At 58.5% G+C, this 16,781-nt stretch carries 20 protein-coding genes; 1 reads left to right on the top strand and 19 read right to left on the bottom strand.

Annotation, left to right across the window (positions count from 1 at the left end):
• The coding region (locus VGC62_RS14280; protein WP_331187733.1) for a hypothetical protein at positions 1 to 207 on the top strand (207 nt) is incomplete at its 5' end.
• Positions 208 to 406: 199 nt separating this feature from the next.
• On the opposite strand, the gene flhB is transcribed toward VGC62_RS14280, so the two are convergent.
• The 19 genes from flhB to VGC62_RS14185 all read right to left on the bottom strand — a co-directional run.
• Positions 407 to 1,546 (bottom strand): flagellar biosynthesis protein FlhB, encoded by a 1,140-nt coding sequence (gene flhB / locus VGC62_RS14275; RefSeq protein WP_331187732.1) that lies wholly within the window; start codon positions 1,544 to 1,546, stop codon positions 407 to 409.
• 1 nt (position 1,547) lies between these two features.
• On the bottom strand, positions 1,548 to 2,333 hold the full coding sequence (fliR, locus tag VGC62_RS14270; protein ID WP_331187731.1) for a flagellar biosynthetic protein FliR: 786 nt from the start codon (positions 2,331 to 2,333) through the stop codon (positions 1,548 to 1,550).
• A 6-nt stretch (positions 2,334 to 2,339) separates the two neighbouring features.
• A complete protein-coding gene (gene fliQ / locus VGC62_RS14265; protein ID WP_331187730.1) occupies positions 2,340 to 2,609 on the bottom strand; it encodes a flagellar biosynthesis protein FliQ in 270 nt (89 codons plus the stop codon).
• Positions 2,610 to 2,634: 25 nt separating this feature from the next.
• Positions 2,635 to 3,378: a flagellar type III secretion system pore protein FliP gene (gene fliP / locus VGC62_RS14260; RefSeq protein WP_331187729.1), complete on the bottom strand. Its 744-nt coding sequence runs from the start codon at positions 3,376 to 3,378 to the stop codon at positions 2,635 to 2,637.
• Entirely contained in the window at positions 3,378 to 3,845 is a 468-nt protein-coding gene (gene fliO / locus VGC62_RS14255; RefSeq protein WP_414705801.1) for a flagellar biosynthetic protein FliO, read from the bottom strand. The genes fliP and fliO overlap by 1 nt, the downstream gene beginning before the upstream one ends.
• A gap of 45 nt (positions 3,846 to 3,890) precedes the next feature.
• Positions 3,891 to 4,355, bottom strand: a complete 465-nt coding sequence (fliN, locus tag VGC62_RS14250; RefSeq protein ID WP_331187728.1) for a flagellar motor switch protein FliN — start codon at positions 4,353 to 4,355, stop codon at positions 3,891 to 3,893.
• Between the two features lie 61 nt (positions 4,356 to 4,416).
• Positions 4,417 to 5,385 carry a flagellar motor switch protein FliM gene (gene fliM, locus VGC62_RS14245; RefSeq protein WP_331187727.1) on the bottom strand — a complete coding sequence of 323 codons (969 nt, stop codon included), beginning with the start codon at positions 5,383 to 5,385 and terminating at the stop codon, positions 4,417 to 4,419.
• Positions 5,386 to 5,394: 9 nt separating this feature from the next.
• Complete coding sequence (gene fliL / locus VGC62_RS14240) at positions 5,395 to 5,898, bottom strand: flagellar basal body-associated protein FliL (RefSeq protein ID WP_331187726.1); 504 nt, start codon at positions 5,896 to 5,898, stop codon at positions 5,395 to 5,397.
• A gap of 217 nt (positions 5,899 to 6,115) precedes the next feature.
• Positions 6,116 to 7,549, bottom strand: coding sequence for a flagellar hook-length control protein FliK (locus VGC62_RS14235; RefSeq protein WP_331187725.1), 1,434 nt, complete (start codon positions 7,547 to 7,549; stop codon positions 6,116 to 6,118).
• Positions 7,550 to 7,637: 88 nt separating this feature from the next.
• Positions 7,638 to 8,039 (bottom strand): Hpt domain-containing protein, encoded by a 402-nt coding sequence (locus VGC62_RS14230; RefSeq protein ID WP_331187734.1) that lies wholly within the window; start codon positions 8,037 to 8,039, stop codon positions 7,638 to 7,640.
• A gap of 33 nt (positions 8,040 to 8,072) precedes the next feature.
• Complete coding sequence (locus tag VGC62_RS14225) at positions 8,073 to 9,776, bottom strand: fused response regulator/phosphatase (RefSeq protein WP_331187724.1); 1,704 nt, start codon at positions 9,774 to 9,776, stop codon at positions 8,073 to 8,075.
• 3 nt (positions 9,777 to 9,779) lie between these two features.
• The gene (locus VGC62_RS14220; protein WP_331187723.1) at positions 9,780 to 10,082 is read right to left on the bottom strand and encodes an STAS domain-containing protein; all 303 of its coding nucleotides are present in this window, start codon (positions 10,080 to 10,082) and stop codon (positions 9,780 to 9,782) included.
• A 110-nt stretch (positions 10,083 to 10,192) separates the two neighbouring features.
• Positions 10,193 to 10,642 carry a flagellar export protein FliJ gene (fliJ, locus tag VGC62_RS14215; protein ID WP_331187722.1) on the bottom strand — a complete coding sequence of 150 codons (450 nt, stop codon included), beginning with the start codon at positions 10,640 to 10,642 and terminating at the stop codon, positions 10,193 to 10,195.
• A gap of 6 nt (positions 10,643 to 10,648) precedes the next feature.
• Entirely contained in the window at positions 10,649 to 12,007 is a 1,359-nt protein-coding gene (gene fliI, locus VGC62_RS14210) for a flagellar protein export ATPase FliI (protein WP_331187721.1), read from the bottom strand.
• Positions 11,997 to 12,809 (bottom strand): flagellar assembly protein FliH, encoded by an 813-nt coding sequence (gene fliH / locus VGC62_RS14205; RefSeq protein ID WP_331187720.1) that lies wholly within the window; start codon positions 12,807 to 12,809, stop codon positions 11,997 to 11,999. The genes fliI and fliH overlap by 11 nt, the downstream gene beginning before the upstream one ends.
• 18 nt (positions 12,810 to 12,827) lie before the next feature.
• A complete protein-coding gene (gene fliG / locus VGC62_RS14200) occupies positions 12,828 to 13,847 on the bottom strand; it encodes a flagellar motor switch protein FliG (RefSeq protein ID WP_331187719.1) in 1,020 nt (339 codons plus the stop codon).
• Positions 13,840 to 15,612: a flagellar basal-body MS-ring/collar protein FliF gene (gene fliF / locus VGC62_RS14195; RefSeq protein WP_331187718.1), complete on the bottom strand. Its 1,773-nt coding sequence runs from the start codon at positions 15,610 to 15,612 to the stop codon at positions 13,840 to 13,842. The genes fliG and fliF overlap by 8 nt, the downstream gene beginning before the upstream one ends.
• Positions 15,613 to 15,626: 14 nt before the next feature.
• Positions 15,627 to 15,953: a flagellar hook-basal body complex protein FliE gene (gene fliE, locus VGC62_RS14190; RefSeq protein ID WP_331187717.1), complete on the bottom strand. Its 327-nt coding sequence runs from the start codon at positions 15,951 to 15,953 to the stop codon at positions 15,627 to 15,629.
• A gap of 226 nt (positions 15,954 to 16,179) precedes the next feature.
• Positions 16,180 to 16,781, bottom strand: a 602-nt coding sequence (locus VGC62_RS14185; RefSeq protein WP_331187716.1) for a helix-turn-helix domain-containing protein, incomplete at its 5' end; no start/stop codon positions are given.

The following is a 16,781-nucleotide window of genomic DNA, read 5'->3' as shown; positions in this document are numbered from 1 at the left end:
GGCAGAAGAATGCGGGAAATTTTAGTTATGTACATGATCATGACACCTGCCATGTATAAAAAACAGGAAGTGATTGCGCCGTGGAAAATTCAAAAAGTGCCACCTGCGTTGCGATTCGGGGTCAAACTCAACTGCTATTCAACGTTAATAATAGTAGCCGCCATGGTATTGCTGTATTACTTCCGCCTGCGGCACGGAGTGCGATGACCCCTGCAAAAATGGCGGAATAAACCATTGAGTCAGCGGGTGAGCGAAATGCACATGCCTGTTGTCGCCCGAGCGTGTGGAGGTAACAAAACTCGCGAGAACAACGGATTCGTAACGTAGACGGCGCATGACAGACCACAATCGCGAACTGCGCCTGCGACAGCACCCTGCATAGCGCAGATAGAGTGGCCGATCAGCCTCAGGAATCACGCCGTAAATCCGGCGGAATAGGCAAATCGTCGCCCAGTGGATTTGGCCGTTTGCCACGGCCGGAGTGGTATTGGCGAATCTGGTAGACGTACGCCAGCACCTGCGCCACCGCCAGGTACAGGCCGGCGGGGATTTCCTGTTCCAGCTCAGTGCTGTAGTAGATCGACCGAGCCAAGGCCGGGGACTCCAGCAACAAAATGCCGTGTTGCGCGCCGATTTCGCGAATTTTCAACGCGATGAAATCACTGCCCTTGGCCAGCAGTACCGGCGCCCCGCCCTTCTCTGAGTCGTATTTGAGCGCAACGGCATAGTGGGTTGGGTTGGTAATGATGACATCGGCATCAGGAATGGCCGACATCATCCGCCGCTGCGACATCTCGCGCTGTAGCTGACGAATCCGTTGCTTGATCTCAGGCCGCCCTTCGCTGTCCTTGTGTTCGTCGCGCACTTCCTGTTTGGTCATCAGCAGCTTTTTGTGGGCTTCCCACAACTGCACCGGCACATCGACCGCTGCAATGATGACCAACCCGAAGGCCATCCACAGGGTGCTCCAACCCACCAGTTGCAGGCTGTGAATCACTGCCATTTCCAGCGGCTCGTGAGCGATGGCGAGCAGGTCGGCCTTGTCCTTGGACAGCACCGCGATAGCCACCAACAACACGATGAAAAACTTCGCAAACGATTTCAGCAGTTCGACCAGTGCCTTGACGGAGAACATCCGCTTGAGCCCTGCCGCAGGATTCATGCGGCTGAACTTGGGCGCCAGGGAACCCGCAGCGAACAACCAGCCCCCCAGGGAGATCGGGCCGATGATCGACGCCAGCATAAGCGCCACCAGCAACGGCTGTATCGACAACAGCGCAGCTTTACCGGAGGTCATGAGCATCAGGCTCATGGAGCGCTCGTCCATCAGCGCGTCGCGGGAGATGGAGAAGTTGTCGCGCATCAACTGCATCATCATCTCGGCCATCGAACCGCCGAAGACCAGGAGACCGGCAGCCCCGACAATCATGATCGCCACAGTGTTGAGCTCCTTGGAGCGGGCAATCTCGCCCTTCTCCCGGGAGTCCTTCTTGCGTTTGTCCGTGGGGTCTTCTGTTTTGTCCTGACCGTTCTCGTTCTCGGCCATATCAGCGTGCCCTGACCATTTCGCGTAACCACTGCAAAGCGTCGACCGCCAGCGGTTGGTACTGGTTGAGAATGTCGCCGAGGGTGACCCACAAAATCCCCATCCCCAGCACCAGTGTCAGCGGAAACCCAATCGAGAAAATATTCAGTTGCGGCGCTGCGCGGGTCATCACGCCCATGGCGATATTGACCACCAGCAGCGCCGTGACCGCTGGCAACACCAACACCAGAGATGCGCCCAGCACCCAGCCCAAGCGCAATACCAACTCCCAGAAATTAGCGACGATCAAACCGTCGCCCACCGGCAAGGTAGTAAAACTTTCTATCAAGACCTCAAACACCACCAGGTGACCATTCATGGCCAGGAACAGCAACGTCACCAACATGGTGAAGAACTGCCCGATCACTGCCACCGACACGCCGTTGACCGGGTCGACCATAGACGCAAAGCCCATGCCCATCTGGATACCGACAATTTGCCCGGCAATCACGAACGCTTGAAAAAACAATTGCAGCGACAGGCCCATGGCGGCGCCGATGATGATTTGCTGGGCGATCAACAGCAGCGCACTGATGTCCAGCGCATGAACCTGCGGCATGGCGGGCAAGGCTGGCGTCACCACCACTGTGATCGCCAGCGCCAGATACAGGCGCACTCGGGCCGGGACCAGCGTCGTGCCGATGACCGGCATGGTCATCAACAGTGCGGCGATGCGAAACATCGGCAGCATGAACGTCGCCACCCACGTGCTGATCTGCGTGTCGGTCAGCGCCAGCACAGGCTCCATCGCGGGTCAGCCGATCACTTGCGGAATGCTGGTGTACAAATTGGTGATGTATTCCATGAACGTACGAATCAGCCAAGGGCCAACCACGATCAGGGTGATGAGCATCACCAGCAGGCGCGGCAAAAAGCTCAGGGTTTGTTCGTTTATCTGCGTTGCAGCCTGAAACATCGACACCAACAGGCCAACGATCAGACTCGGCACCACAAGGATCGCCACCATGGTGGTGGTCAGCCACAACGCATCGCGAAACAGGTCGATCGCAACTTCCGGGGTCATGCCGGGCACTCCTCGTCAAACAGGCTCATACGCCACCGAAACTGCCGGCCAACGTGCCGATAATCAGCGCCCAGCCATCCACCAGCACGAACAACATGATTTTGAACGGCAGGGAAATAATCAGCGGTGACAGCATCATCATGCCCATGGCCATCAGCACACTGGCAACCACCAGGTCGATAATCAAAAACGGAATGAAGATCATAAAACCGATCTGAAACGCCGTCTTGAGCTCGGACGTCACGAAGGCCGGCACCAGAATCGTCAGCGGTGCCTGATCGGGGCTGGCGATGTCGGTGCGTTTGGACAGGCGCATGAACAACTCCAGATCGCTGGAGCGAGTCTGGGCCAGCATGAAGTCCTTGATCGGCACCTCGGCCTTGGCCACAGCGTCTTGCGCGGTGAGCTTCTCAGCCAGATATGGCTGCAAGGCGTCCTGATTCACGCGGTCGAATACCGGCGCCATGATGAACAACGTCAGAAACAGCGCCATGCCGGTGAGTATTTGGTTGGACGGCGTCTGTTGCAGGCCCAATGCCTGACGCAGGATCGAGAAGACAATGATGATCCGGGTGAAGCTGGTCATCAGCATGACAAACGCCGGAATAAAGCTCAGCGCTGTCATGATCAACAGGATTTGCAGGCTGACCGAGTATTCCTGCTGACCATTGGCCCCTGTGCCCAGGGTGATCGCCGGGATCGACAACGGGTCGGCGCCGAGCGCCAGCGGCGCTGCCAATAACAGCAGCAGCGTCAAAACAATGCGCATCAGTTCTTATCCTTCTGAGCCTTATTGTCCACGGCTTTGTTGCCCGCCCCTTTGTTGCCCAGCGCCTCCAGCAGCCGCCGGGCAAACTCTGGCGTTGCTCCTTGAGTGTCAGGCACCTGAACCGGCTGGTTCATCACGTGCAGCGGGGTAATGCGACCAGGCGTTACGCCCAGCAAGATTTGCTCGTTGCCAACCTGCACCAGCACCAGTCGATCACGCGGACCCAGCGCCCGTGAGCCGACCAGTTCGATAACCTGATTGCCAGCAGGACCTGCGCGTTGCACCCGGCGCATCAGCCAGGCCAATACGAAAATCAAGCCGACCACCAATATCAGCCCGAGCACCAATTGCAACAACTGACCGCCGATACCACTACTCATGGCGCCGGACACAGCAGGCATCGTCACCGCTGCCGGTGTGGGTGGCGTTGCCGCTGCGGGCTCAGTTGCCATGACCCCGAGCGACATGACCAACACCGGCAACGCCCACAACATCCTTTTGAAGCGACTCACTTAACGCAGCTTCTTGATGCGTTCGCTAGGGCTGATCACGTCGGTCAGGCGAATGCCGAACTTTTCGTTCACCACCACCACTTCACCGTGAGCGATCAGTGTGCCGTTAACCAGCACATCCAAAGGCTCGCCAGCCAGTCTGTCCAGTTCGATCACCGACCCCTGGTTGAGCTGCAACAGGTTACGAATATTGATGTCAGTGCTGCCGACTTCCATGGAGATCGACACCGGAATGTCCAGAATCACATCCAGGTTCGGCCCGTCGAGCGTGACAGCCGCGTGGCTTTTGGGCACGCCGCCAAACTCTTCCATTGGCAGACGGTTGGAGGACGAATGCTCGGCATCGGCTGCCAGCAACGCGTCGATATCATCCTGGCCACCATCGCCAGACTCACCCAACGCAGCAGCCCATTCATCGGCCAGCGCCTGGTCGTCTGCGGAAGTCACTTCTTTTTCATCAGCCATGGTTGTCCTCGGCGAGCATTGATTCGTTTACACAGCACATTCTGACGCTGAGGATTAAACCTCAGCGACGTTCTATCGGTTCGATGACTTGCAGGGCCAGATTGCCCTTGTGCGAACCCAGCTTGACCTTGAAAGTCGGCACGCCATTGGCGCGCATTACCATGTCGTCTGGCAGCTCCACCGGAATCACGTCACCTGGCTGCATGTGCAGGATGTCGCGCAACTTGAGTTGACGGCGGGCAACGGTGGCACTAAGGGGCACGGACACGTCGAGCACGTCCTGCTTGAGCGCGTTGACCCAGCGTTCGTCCTGATCGTCCAGGTCGGACTGGAACCCTGCATCGAGCATTTCGCGCACCGGCTCGATCATCGAATAAGGCATGGTCACGTGCAGATCGCCGCCGCCACCATCAAGCTCGATGTGAAACGTGGAGACCACAATCGCCTCGCTCGGGCCAACAATGTTAGCCATGGCCGGGTTCACTTCAGAGTTGATGTACTCGAAGTGGACTTCCATGATTGCCTGCCAGGCCTCTTTCAGATCGATGAACGCTTGATCCAGCACCATGCGCACCACACGCAACTCGGTGGGCGTGAACTCACGGCCTTCGATCTTGGCGTGACGACCGTCGCCACCGAAGAAGTTATCCACCAGCTTGAATACCAGCTTGGCGTCCAGGATGAACAACGCGGTGCCACGCAGCGGTTTGATCTTGACCAGGTTGAGACTGGTGGGTACGTACAATGAATGCACGTATTCGCCAAACTTCATCACCTGCACGCCGCCCACTGCTACGTCCGCCGAACGGCGCAGCAAGTTGAACATGCTGATGCGGGTGTAGCGGGCGAAACGCTCGTTGATCATTTCCAGGGTCGGCATGCGTCCACGCACGATCCGGTCCTGACTGGTCAGGTCATAACTTTTGACGCTGCCAGGCTCGGCGATACTTTCGGTCGGTACCAGACCATCGTCCACGCCATGCAACAGCGCGTCGATTTCATCCTGGGACAGCAGGTCTTGCACGGCCATGTCGTGGTCCTACTGCAATACGAAGTTAGTGAAAAGCAACTGATCGATAACAGTCTTGCCGAGTTCTTTCTGAGCCACTTCCTGGACACTGGCGGTGGCCTTCTGGCGCAGCATTTCCATGCCCACCGGCGTCGCGATGGTATCGAAGGGCTGGCCCGAGAACATCATCACCAGGTTATTGCGGATGACCGGCATATGGACCTTTAACGCTTCAAGGTCCGCGTGGTCGCGCGCCAGCAGGGTAATGCTGACCTGCATATAGCGCTGACGGCCGTTAACGTTGTAATTCACCACGAAGGGGGGTGTCAGTGGCTCGAAGATCGCTTCTTTCTTGGTATTGGCTGCGGCAGCAATGGCGGCGGCATCCGGCTTGCTTTCAGCCCTGTGCATGATGAACCAGGTCGCACCGACGGACATGCCGATCGCCAATAGCAAGGCCACTACCACAATAATAATGAGCTTGAGCTTGCCTTTTTTTGCGGGATCTACAACTGCGTCGTCAGTCTTCGCCATGCCAATAATCCGTCACTGTTCGAGGGTTCGTTGATACATGACAGAGCAAGAGCAAGGGTTGTGCCAGAAGAGCCGCTACAAGCTAGAAGTCATAAGCTGCACGCAAAAAAAGCGGCAAGTTGCTGAGGGGATTCACACTGCCCCACACAACTTGCCGCCCTGGCTTCTGGTTCTGGCTTGTAGCTTGAAACGTGTAGCTCGCAGCTCCCTGACGAAGTCAGGCGTAATAATCGACCGCACTCGACCCAACCACGGTCAACGGCTGATTGGCCGCGCCAGCCGCTGAATCGACTGGCGAACCGTCGGCAATGCCGTCAACGCCACTTGCGCGCCCGGTGCCAGCACTGCCATTGCTAGGCTGGCTGTCATCGGACTGCTGCTGTTGCGCCTGCTGCTGCCAACCGCGCGACTGATCGGAAACGTTGACGTCCACCTGGCCAAGGCCCTGCTGGACGAACGAATCACGCAAGCGCGACATCTGGTTTTCCAGCGCGTCACGTACACCCACGTGGCCACTCATGAAGGTAATCTGCGTCTGCTGGTCCGCCGCCATATTGACACGAATATCCAAGCGCCCAAGTTCGGCGGGCTCCAACTGAATATCCGCCTGCTTGAGGTTCATGCTCGACAGGTACATCACGCGGTTGACCACGCCCTCAGTCCAACCGCTCTGGTTCATCGCCAGCGGCTGATTGAGCAAAGGCGCGGTCGGTGCAACTGCGGTGTTTTTGACTTGAGCCGCTTGAGACAGCGCAGCCAGGCGATCAGCGAAGTTATCGACACGCGTATCGCTGGTCGCGGCCTTCACGTCTTTGAGGCCATCGGCGATCAAACCACTAAAGCCCTTGTCGCCACCCCCCTCTGTGCTGTTTTTATCTACGGGCTGATCGCCCAGCGCCGCCAGCTGAGTGGCAAGCGTTTGTGCTGGATCAGCGTTCGCCGCGTCGCCCTTGCCAGTCTTGCTGGCGTCGGCAATGGCTTTGCCGTTCTGCGCGCTCTGCCCCGCTTTGTTTTCCAGCGCGACCTGCACGGCAGTCAACCCCTCCAGCGGGTCGGCGGTAGGGTCGAATGTCGGATCATCGGTCGCATCGGTGGTCGCCTCAACCAACGGCGCGGGTACTGTTTGCGGCAGCGCACTGGCGAGCAGCGCAGGATCAACGACAGGTTGTTGAGCGAGCGGATCACTGGGCGCCACAGGTTGCGGCGGCGGCTGAACGACCAGGATGGGCAGCGTCGGGTCCAACACCGGATCAGCGACAGTGCCGTCGGCCAGTGTCGAATCCGTTGCATCGTCGGCGCTGTCATCCTTATCAGCATCCTTGCCACCGGCACCTTGACCTTGATCTGTGGTGCCGGTCACCGCCTTGTCAGGCAATGCATTGCCGTTATCGGCAACCGTTTTGTCGTCAGCGGCAGCTTTTTCGCTGGCGGCAGGCTTGTTGTCGGCTGCCGGAGATTTGGCGGCTGAAGGCTTCGCCGGGCTGTTATCGACGCTGGCAGGCTTGGCAGTGGTCTGTCTGGCGTAGACGTCCGAGAAGGTGGAAGCGTTGTTCTTGACGGGGTCCTGGGCCTTTGCCGCGTTACTGGCACTGGCTTTCTGGGCTTTGGCCGCCGTCAGAGCCTGAAGTAATGGGTTGGTGGCAAGGGCCATGATGATCTCCGCAAGAGCACGATTGCCCAGATACCTAGCAATTGCCGGGCCATCTTGAGAATGACCGGGTGGCGCACCGCTGCAAGGATCAATGGCGAGCAGCAAACCGCTCACGTTCGACCTCGAACAGGTGTCGCACGGTGTGACTCTCGGTTTCGATTTTTTCAACCAGTTCGCGAATCGTAGACAGGCTCGCTAGAGGGGGAATTCGGGCAAGTTCTTCGAGCTGGCGACACAGTTCAGCCAACTGCAAGGCGCCCATGTTGCTGCTGCTGCCCTTGAAACTGTGAGCCGTCATGCTGAGTGCGTTGAGGTCAGGCGAAGATTGCGCAGCGCTTGGCAAACCCGCGTCACCGGCGCCCGACAACTGATGCAGCGTGTCGATTCGCTCTTCGCAATCTTTGAGGAATACGTCGAGCAATGTCGGGTATTCGTCTTCCATGACATCGCGCAATGTCACCAGCACGCCGTGGTCCAGATGAATAACCAACACTTGTTCGCTCCTTGATCAAGAATCGCAGGATTATGCCAGACCCTCCCAGGCAAACTCTACACACGCGGTGCGACCATCCGACGACCACCTGCACTGGTCGCTCAGCCGCTGAATCAAGGACACGCCGCGGCCAGACAACTCGTCAACCGCCGGAGGTCGCGACAACACGTGCTCAGGATCGAAGCCTGCGCCGCTGTCCTCCAGCCGAATGGTCAGGCGTCCGCCCGTCCCCTCCGGTACGAGGTTCAGATGCAAGCGGATGAAACCCGATTCAAGACCGTCCAGACGCTCGCCGCGCTGACGGTAGTAAAGCGCAAAACCCTCCGCGTCGCGCTTGAGGGACGAATCAAGCCCTAATACACCGTGCTCCAGCGCATTGCTGTAGAGCTCGGACAACACGATATGCAGCGCACTGCTTTGCAGGCGCAAGCCGTGGACTTCCTGCAGCAACTGCAACACATAAGGCAGCGGATTGAAGCGCTTGAGGGTCCAGGCGCGAAACTCGAAACTGGCCGACCAGTCCAGCGGGCTCGACGCGCCGCTGTCCGAATAGATCACTGACTGCGGGCCAAGCAATTGGGGTTCGACGAACGCTACTTCGACCATGCTGACATCGTCCCGCGCCTGTCCCCGAAAGCGCGTTACGGCCCACTGCACTTCTTCGATCAACCGCTCGGGCTGGCGGTTGGCAACGAAAACATCCTGCAGACGCTCTACCCCAAACAACTTCCCGCCGCTGTCGCTGCTGTCTACCACGCCGTCCGATAGCAGAAAGATCCGATCACCATGGGCGAAAGGATGGACCTGCGTGTTGTCATCAAAACGGGCAGCACTGAGCACACCCAGCGGCAAATGCTCGGAAACCAGCGGCGTCTGCGCACGCCCGTCACCGTGCAGCAGATAACCGTCCGGCAGACCGCCGTTCCACACCTCGACCAGTTGTTGATTGAAATTCACACACAGCAGCGTGGCGCAGCAAAACATGTCCACTGGCAGGATGCGTTTGAGCTTGGCGTTCATCTCGCGCAGGGTTTCCGGCAGCCCGTACCCCTTGGCGGTCATACCATAAAAGACTTCAGCCAGCGGCATGGCACCCACCGCTGCCGGTAGACCATGCCCAGTGAAATCACCCAACAACACGTGCATGTTGCCAGTCGGCGTCCAGGCCGCCAGCAGCAAGTCACCGTTGAACAACGCATACGGCGACTGTAGATAACGAATATTTGGCGCGCTCAAACAACCTGAATGCGCGACCTGATCGAATACCGCCTTGGCCACGCGCTGTTCGTTGAGCAGGTATTGGTGGTGGCTGGCAATCAGATCGCGCTGCTGCAGTACGGTGTCCTGAAGCAGTCGCAAGCTGTTCATCGCATTGATCTTGGCCGCCAGGACCACCTGGCTGTATGGCTTGGCAATGAAGTCATCGCCACCGGCATCCAGGCATCGCGCCAACGCCTCGCCCTCGGTCAGGGAGGTCATGAAAATAATCGGCACCAGCGACTCACCGGCCAGTTGCTTGATCTGGCGCGCCGCTTCGAAACCATCCATGACCGGCATCAAAGCGTCCATCAACACCAATTGCGGACGACGGGTCTGGAACAGTTCGACGGCCTCGACACCATTACTGGCGCTCAGCACCTCATGGCCCTGTCGAGCAACGATGGCCGACAACAGCAAGCGATCACTGATGTTGTCGTCAGCAATAAGAATGCACAGCCGCTCGGGCAGGGTCACCGATCAGCCTATGCGAAACAGTTTGGAGAAATTGGAGATGGCAAGGATTTTGAGGACGTCGGGGCTGCAGTTGATCAGACGCACATCGGCACGCTCGCCACCGGCATGGTCGCGCAGCAGCAGCAACATGCCCAGTGCTGAACTGTCCAGGTAGTGGGTGCCCTGAAGGTCGACAACGTAACTGCGCGCAGTGCCCACGTCTTCATAGGCGCTGCGAAAACTCTGATGCGCCGAAAAATCAAAGCGCCCCCGAATCCTGATCGTCAATTGCTGCCCGTCCAAGGATCGTTCGCAGGTTACTGACATAAAGCGAATCCTTTTTATGAATTTGCGTCAGACGCTGAAAGTTGTAGCAGTGGCTTGAAGGTTCGGCAAATGAAGCTTGAGATCACTCTGCCGGACACCCTCTGCTCGTTTCAAAGCATCTCGTGGCGGGGCAGGCGTTGGGACAGTTCGTCCAGCAGCTTTTGCTCACGTTTGTCCTCCAGCGTGCGGGCTTCGTCAATGTAGCGCTGCACCAGCTTGCGCAGCCCCTCGACGCGAGCATAGGTTTTTTGCCAGACGCCGCGTGCCTTACTCAGGTTCTGCTGGTGCCAGGCCAGACTTTGTCGTTGCTGACCGACCGCTGTTTCCAATTGATTGAGGAAACTCTGGTAATTCATCAGCCATTGGCCCGACACGCCGTGAGCACCCTTGTCGATCCACTGCTGCTGATAATCGAGCCGGAACTTTTCCAGCTCATCGAGCTTGTTTTGCGCCAGTTGCACCTGCCCCTGGAAATGCCCCAGGCGCTGCGCAGCCGCACGCTCGGCGCTTTCTGCCATGTCGACAACGGGAGCCAGACGAGCTGCGCGACTTTGAGCCATGGGTTATCAGCCGTTCGCTACAGGATTGAAAATACCGGCCAACTGATCACTGCTGTCTTGCATGCTTTCGTTGTCGTCGAGCCCCTGACGCAGGTACTTCACCAGTTGCGGCTGCAAAGCGATGGCCATGTCAGTCTCGCGATCACCGCCCGCCACGTAGGCACCGACACTGATCAGGTCGCGCGCTTGCTGGTAACGCGACCACAACTGCTTGAAGTGCTGCGCCTGCCCCATGTGCTGCGGATCGACCACCGACGGCATGACCCGACTGATGGAGGCTTCGATATCGATTGCCGGGTAATGCCCCTCTTCCGCCAAGCGCCGGGACAACACGATGTGCCCGTCTAGCACGCCTCGCGCCGAATCGGCGATGGGGTCCTGCTGGTCGTCGCCTTCGGACAACACGGTATAAAACGCAGTGATCGAGCCCCCGCCCGCTTCAGCATTACCGGCGCGCTCCACCAGCTTGGGCAGCTTGGCGAACACCGACGGCGGATAACCCTTGGTCGCGGGCGGCTCGCCGATGGCCAGGGCGATTTCCCGCTGGGCCTGGGCAAAACGAGTGAGCGAATCCATCAGCAACAGAACGTTCTTGCCCTTGTCACGAAAATATTCTGCGATCCGCGTGCAGTACATCGCCGCGCGCAGACGCATGAGTGGCGCATCGTCCGCTGGCGAGGCCACCACCACTGAGCGCTTGAGGCCCTCTTCGCCGAGGATGTGTTCGATGAATTCCTTCACCTCACGACCCCGCTCCCCGATCAGCCCGACGACGATGATGTCGGCTTCGGTAAAGCGGGTCATCATGCCCAGCAACACACTCTTGCCCACACCCGTACCGGCGAACAGGCCCAGGCGCTGACCACGCCCGACCGTCAGCAAACCGTTGATGCAACGGATGCCCACGTCAAGCGGTTGACTAATGGGGTTACGTTTAAGTGGGTTGATCGTGGGGCCGTCCATCGGCACCCAATCTTCGGCCTTCATGCCGCCCTTGCCATCCAGCGGACGACCGGCGCCATCGAGCACCCGCCCCAGCATGGTCATGCCCATGGGCAAACGGCCGGTGTCAGGCAACGGCACCACCCGCGCACCCGGCGCAATACCGGCCACACTGCCCACCGGCATCAGGAATACTTTGCCGCCGGAAAAACCCATGACTTCTGCTTCGACTTCCACCGGGTGTTGGCTGTCGTCGTTGATTACCACGCAACGGCTGCCCATGGCGGCGCGCAGACCTTCGGCTTCGAGCGTCAGGCCGACCATGCGCAACAGGCGACCCTCAACCACGGGCTGCACCGGCAAGGTAATGGCATCGGCATACAAGCTCAGGCGCTTGCCGAAACTGGTGCGTTCAAGACGCATCGGACGCGTCCTGCGGATTCAGGGCTTTTTCGGCGCTTTTTATCGCAGTGTCCAGGTCGACACTGACATCAGGGGCGGCAGGATGAAGGGCCTGCTCATGCAATTGATCGAACATCTTTGCCAGGGCCACGCTGATCCGCGTTTCCATGCTGGCGTCGATTCGGCTGTGTTCGGTTTCAACCCGGCACCCCCCTGGCAGCAACGTATCGTCCTCGACAATACGCCAGCTTTCTTCGTGCCGTTCGCGCAGGGTTTTGACCTGCGCGAAATCCTGCGGATTGACCAGAATGCGCATGTTGCTCGCACCCATTGGCAACAATCGCAGGGCATCGCGCAGGACATTGCCTATCTGACTGGAATCGGTCTTTAGCTCGCGTTGAATCACCTGCCGGGCAATATGCTCGACCAGTTGAATCATCGATTTCTCGATACTCGCGTCCTGATCGGCAATAGGCTCAAGCAGGTTGCTCATAACCTGTTCAAGGCTCTCAAGCCTGGCCGCCAGCGCGACGTCGGCTTCCTGACGGACCTTGAGTTGCGTGCTGTGAAACCCTTCTTTCTCACCGATGGCGAAACCTTCGTTGTAGGCATCCTGACGGATGCTTTCCAACTCTTCGAGAGTCATGGGCTGGACTTCATCCAGCGGCACATCCTCACTCTCGATGGGTACTTCTTCGACCACCGGCTCAGGCTCGGGTACTTCGATGTGCGGATCGAAGCTGGGCAACGACCAGACATCGAGACCGCTCACATCCTTGGCGCGGATGAGCTCACTGGGTGTTTCTTTATCGGAGCTGAACATCTACTGCACCTTCAATCTTTAGATCATTTCCTCGCCACCCTTGCCGCCCAAAACGATTTCCCCCGCCTCGGCCATACGGCGCGCGATAGTGAGGATTTCTTTCTGAGCGGTTTCCACATCGCTGACGCGAACCGGGCCTTTGGCTTCCAGGTCGTCGCGCAGCAACTCGGCGGCACGCTTGGACATGTTCTTGAAAATCTTTTCCTTGATCGCCTCGTCGGAGCCCTTGAGCGCCAACACCAGCACATCCGAAGACACTTCGCGCAGCAATGCCTGAATACCCCGATCATCGACATCGGACAGGTTGTTGAAGACGAACATGAGGTCTTCGATCTGCACCGAGAGATCTTCGTCCACTTCGCGGATCGAATCCATGAGCTGACCTTCCATGGAGCTATCGAGGAAGTTCATGATGTCGGCGGCACGCTTGATACCGCCCAGGGTGGTACGCGAAGTATTGGCGTTGCCCGAGAACTGCTTTTCGAGAATCTGGTTCAGTTCTTTCAGTGCAGCCGGTTGCACGGTGTTCAACGATGACACGCGCAGAATGATGTCCAGGCGCACCTTGTGATCGAAATGACTGAGCACTTCACCGGCCTGGTCGGCGTCCAGATAGGCGACCACGATGGCCTGAATCTGCGGGTGTTCGTAACGGATGACGTCGGCCACCGCACGCGGTTCCATCCATTTCAGGCTGTCCAGACCACTGGTATTGCCACCCAGCAGGATGCGATCGATCAGACCGTTGGCCTTGTCTTCACCCAATGCCTGGGTGAGCATCTTGCGGATATAGCCGTCCGAGCCAATACCCACGCCGGTCTGGTCGCCCACAATTTCAACGAACTCGCTCATCACCTGTTCGACCTGCTCGCGATGCACGTTGCGCATTTGCGCCATCGCCACACCGACCCGCTGGACTTCCTTGGGGCCCATGTGCCGCAGCACCTGCGCCGCGTCGGTTTCGCCCAGGGTGAGCAGTAGAATTGCAGCCTTATCAACGTGGGTCAGCTTGACCGCAGCAGCACGAGTATTACTCATCGTTGTTGATCCACTCTTTTACGACCTGAGCTACACGAGCCGGGTCTTCTGCCACCAGACTCTTGATCGCATTCAACTGCGCGTCATAACCCTCGCTCGGGCTCGGCAACAAGATGCTTTGCGGCCCCCCCAGACTCACGCGATCGTTAGCCAGCTCGCCTTCCAGGCCGAGCATACCGCCGAGCTCAACATCACTATCGGCAGCCTTTTTCGGACTGGTGATGTTGTTCAACACCGGACGCAGCACACCGAAGACCAGCACCAGGATGAAGATCACACCCATGGCCTGCTTGACGATGTCCCAGAACCAGGGTTGTGAGTAAAACGCGATGTCTGGAATCACTTCGCCACGATCCGTGGAGAACGGTACGTTGACCACGCTCACACTGTCGCCACGACTGGCGTCGAAGCCCACCGCGTCCTGCACCAGACGGGTGAAGCGCGCCAGTTGATCGGTGGTCCACGGCACGGTGGTGGTTTCACCGTTGGCCGGGTTGACCTTGACCTGATCGTCGACAACCACTGCGACAGACAGGCGATTGATGCGGCCCTGTTGCTGCTTGGTATGGCTGATGGAGCGGTCAAGCTCGAAGTTCTTGGTCGACTGCACACGCTTGTCGGCCGGGTACGGTGCCAGCATCGGCTGACCAGTGGCCGGGTCCATGATTTGTTGACCGTTGGCATCGAGCAGCGGTTGACCTGGGGCGATGGCGCCTGCGGCACCGGCAGCAGCCGTTGCGTTCTGTGGCGCAGTGGCCGGGCCTGGCGGCTGGTTGCTCAGCGCACCGGGAACGCCTTGCGGACCGCTGCTGCTGGAGCGTTGCTCGTTGACCGATTGCTCGCTGCGCAGTGCAGGCTGATCAGGGTTGAAGCTTTCGGCGGTGGACTCGACCGCGCTGAAATCCACATCGGCCGACACTTCGGCCTTGTAACGGTCGTTGCCGAGCACCGGTTGCAGAATGTTCTGTACACGCTGGGTCAGCATGCCTTCCATGCGCCGGGTGTAATCGAATTGCTTGCCGGCCACGCTCAGCTCGGTGTTTTCACCCAAGTCCGACAGCAGGTTGCCTTTCTGATCGACCACGGTGACCTGAGACTTGCTCAGTTCCGGAACACTGGTCGCGACCAGATTGACGATAGCCAAGACCTGGCTTGGCTCCAGCGAACGACCGGCGTACAGCTCAACCAGAATCGACGCACTGGGCTTGCGCTCATCACGTACGAACACCGAGCTTTTTGGAATGGCCAGATGCACGCGGGCACCCTTGACGTTATTCAAGCTGGAGATGGTGCGCGCCAATTCGCCTTCCAGACCACGACGATAACGTGTGGCCTCCATGAACTGGCTGGTGCCAAGACCTTGGTCTTTGTCGAGGATTTCAAAGCCGACGTTACCGTCGTTCTGCGCGATGCCAGCACCGGCCAGTTTGATCCGCGCACGCGCCAGATCATCGGACTTGACCAGTAACGCGCCGGAGTTTGGCTCGACGGTGTATGGAATGTCCGCCTGCGCCAGGGTGTCCATGATCTGCTTGGTATCCATGCCGGACAGGCTGCCATAAAGCGGCCTGTAATCCGGTTGTTGCGACCAAAGCACGACCGCAAAACCAATCGCCACGCTCGCGGCCAGGCCGACCATCAGGCCGACCTGACGCAGCATGGTCATCTCGGAAAGATTTTGCAGGAAGGCCAGACCAAACATCGGCGGCTTACTCCCGGTCGCACCCACTTTTGCAGGCACGTTATCGACGACGGCTTCAGCCATGACTTAAATCGTCCTCAAACCGGCATTTGCATGATGTCTTGGTACGCCTGAACCAGCTTGTTGCGTACCTGGGTCAGTGCCTGAAACGAAACGCTGGCTTTCTGCGACGAGATCATCACGTCGGTGAGATCCACACCGCTCTTGCCCATTTCGAACGCGCTCGACAATTGGTTGGAGGCTTGCTGAGTATCGTTGACCTTGTTCACGGCCATGCCAAGCATGTCGGCAAAGCTGCTCGCGCCAACCTCCGGCGTCTGGGCGACTTTGGGCATAGCCATCGCGTCCATCTGCATGGAACGCATGTCCAACATCAAGCGATTAAATTCAACACCTTGGCTCATGGACGTCTCTCTCGAAGGGCACGCAATTTTTTGACACTGGTTCAGCAGTTATCCATGTCGTAGCAACAAGAGTGCCAGCCACATGAAGGCACATTGCCAACTAACCCGAAAGTATGAATATGGTTACAAACGTCACGCCAGATCTGTAGGAGCCAACGGGTTGGCGAAGCGATTTACGCAAAGGTCCCCCGCGAACACGTTCGCTCCTACAGATGGGATTGCCAGGTCAACTAGCAAACAGATAACCCTCGACGTCCATACCCGCGTCGCGCATCTGCGCCAGCTTGTAGCGCAGGGTGCGCGGGCTTATACCCAGACGCTCCGCGGCCTCCTTGCGACGACCGCGTTCGGCGCGCAGCGTGTCGATGATCATCTGAATTTCGCGACGCCGCAGATCTTCTCCCAATGCGCCCGCCGCTTCGCCCGCTACCGAGTCCATCGCACCGACCGTTGTCGACACCAGAGCAGACACCTGAAGCGTCGGCGCACCGGCCAACGAAGCGAACGTAATCGGGCCAGTCAGGCAGAAATCTTCAGCCTGAATCACGCCACCCTGTTGCAGGATCAACGCGCGTTGAATGGCGTTATCCAATTCGCGCACATTGCCCGGCCAGGCATATGCCACCAGACAGGCCTGCGCCTGAGCCGACAACCTCACGGGTGCATGTTTCATTTTATTGACGTGTTTGGTGATCAAACGCTCGGCCAGCGGCAGAATATCGGCGGGGCGTTGACGCAGCGACTGCCACGCCAACGGAAATACCGACAGGCGATAGAACAAATCCTCACGGAAACGCCCCGCCGCCACTTCACCGGCCAGATCGCGGT

The organism is Pseudomonas sp. (assembly GCF_036404235.1).
Taxonomy (GTDB): Bacteria; Pseudomonadota; Gammaproteobacteria; order Pseudomonadales; family Pseudomonadaceae; genus Aquipseudomonas.
Note: the sequence above shows the minus strand (reverse complement) of the source record. Positions and strands in the feature narration are given on the sequence as shown.

What these genes read in the sequence shown, in the direction of transcription:
- fliI (WP_331187721.1), bottom strand. Translation starts at nt 12,007, where the DNA reads ATGCGTCTTGAACGCACCAGTTTCGGCAAGCGCCTGAGCTTGTATGCC.
- fliM (WP_331187727.1), bottom strand. Translation starts at nt 5,385, where the DNA reads ATGGCCGTGCAAGACCTGCTGTCCCAGGATGAAATCGACGCGCTGTTG.
- fliG (WP_331187719.1), bottom strand. Translation starts at nt 13,847, where the DNA reads ATGAGTAATACTCGTGCTGCTGCGGTCAAGCTGACCCACGTTGATAAG.
- fliP (WP_331187729.1), bottom strand. Translation starts at nt 3,378, where the DNA reads ATGCGCATTGTTTTGACGCTGCTGCTGTTATTGGCAGCGCCGCTGGCG.
- fliJ (WP_331187722.1), bottom strand. Translation starts at nt 10,642, where the DNA reads ATGGCTCAAAGTCGCGCAGCTCGTCTGGCTCCCGTTGTCGACATGGCA.
- VGC62_RS14235 (WP_331187725.1), bottom strand. Translation starts at nt 7,549, where the DNA reads ATGGCCCTTGCCACCAACCCATTACTTCAGGCTCTGACGGCGGCCAAA.
- flhB (WP_331187732.1), bottom strand. Translation starts at nt 1,546, where the DNA reads ATGGCCGAGAACGAGAACGGTCAGGACAAAACAGAAGACCCCACGGAC.
- fliE (WP_331187717.1), bottom strand. Translation starts at nt 15,953, where the DNA reads ATGAGCCAAGGTGTTGAATTTAATCGCTTGATGTTGGACATGCGTTCC.
- fliN (WP_331187728.1), bottom strand. Translation starts at nt 4,355, where the DNA reads ATGGCTGATGAAAAAGAAGTGACTTCCGCAGACGACCAGGCGCTGGCC.
- VGC62_RS14220 (WP_331187723.1), bottom strand. Translation starts at nt 10,082, where the DNA reads ATGTCAGTAACCTGCGAACGATCCTTGGACGGGCAGCAATTGACGATC.
- fliF (WP_331187718.1), bottom strand. Translation starts at nt 15,612, where the DNA reads ATGGCTGAAGCCGTCGTCGATAACGTGCCTGCAAAAGTGGGTGCGACC.
- fliL (WP_331187726.1), bottom strand. Translation starts at nt 5,898, where the DNA reads ATGGCGAAGACTGACGACGCAGTTGTAGATCCCGCAAAAAAAGGCAAG.
- fliQ (WP_331187730.1), bottom strand. Translation starts at nt 2,609, where the DNA reads ATGACCCCGGAAGTTGCGATCGACCTGTTTCGCGATGCGTTGTGGCTG.
- fliR (WP_331187731.1), bottom strand. Translation starts at nt 2,333, where the DNA reads ATGGAGCCTGTGCTGGCGCTGACCGACACGCAGATCAGCACGTGGGTG.
- fliO (WP_414705801.1), bottom strand. Translation starts at nt 3,845, where the DNA reads ATGTCGCTCGGGGTCATGGCAACTGAGCCCGCAGCGGCAACGCCACCC.
- fliH (WP_331187720.1), bottom strand. Translation starts at nt 12,809, where the DNA reads ATGTTCAGCTCCGATAAAGAAACACCCAGTGAGCTCATCCGCGCCAAG.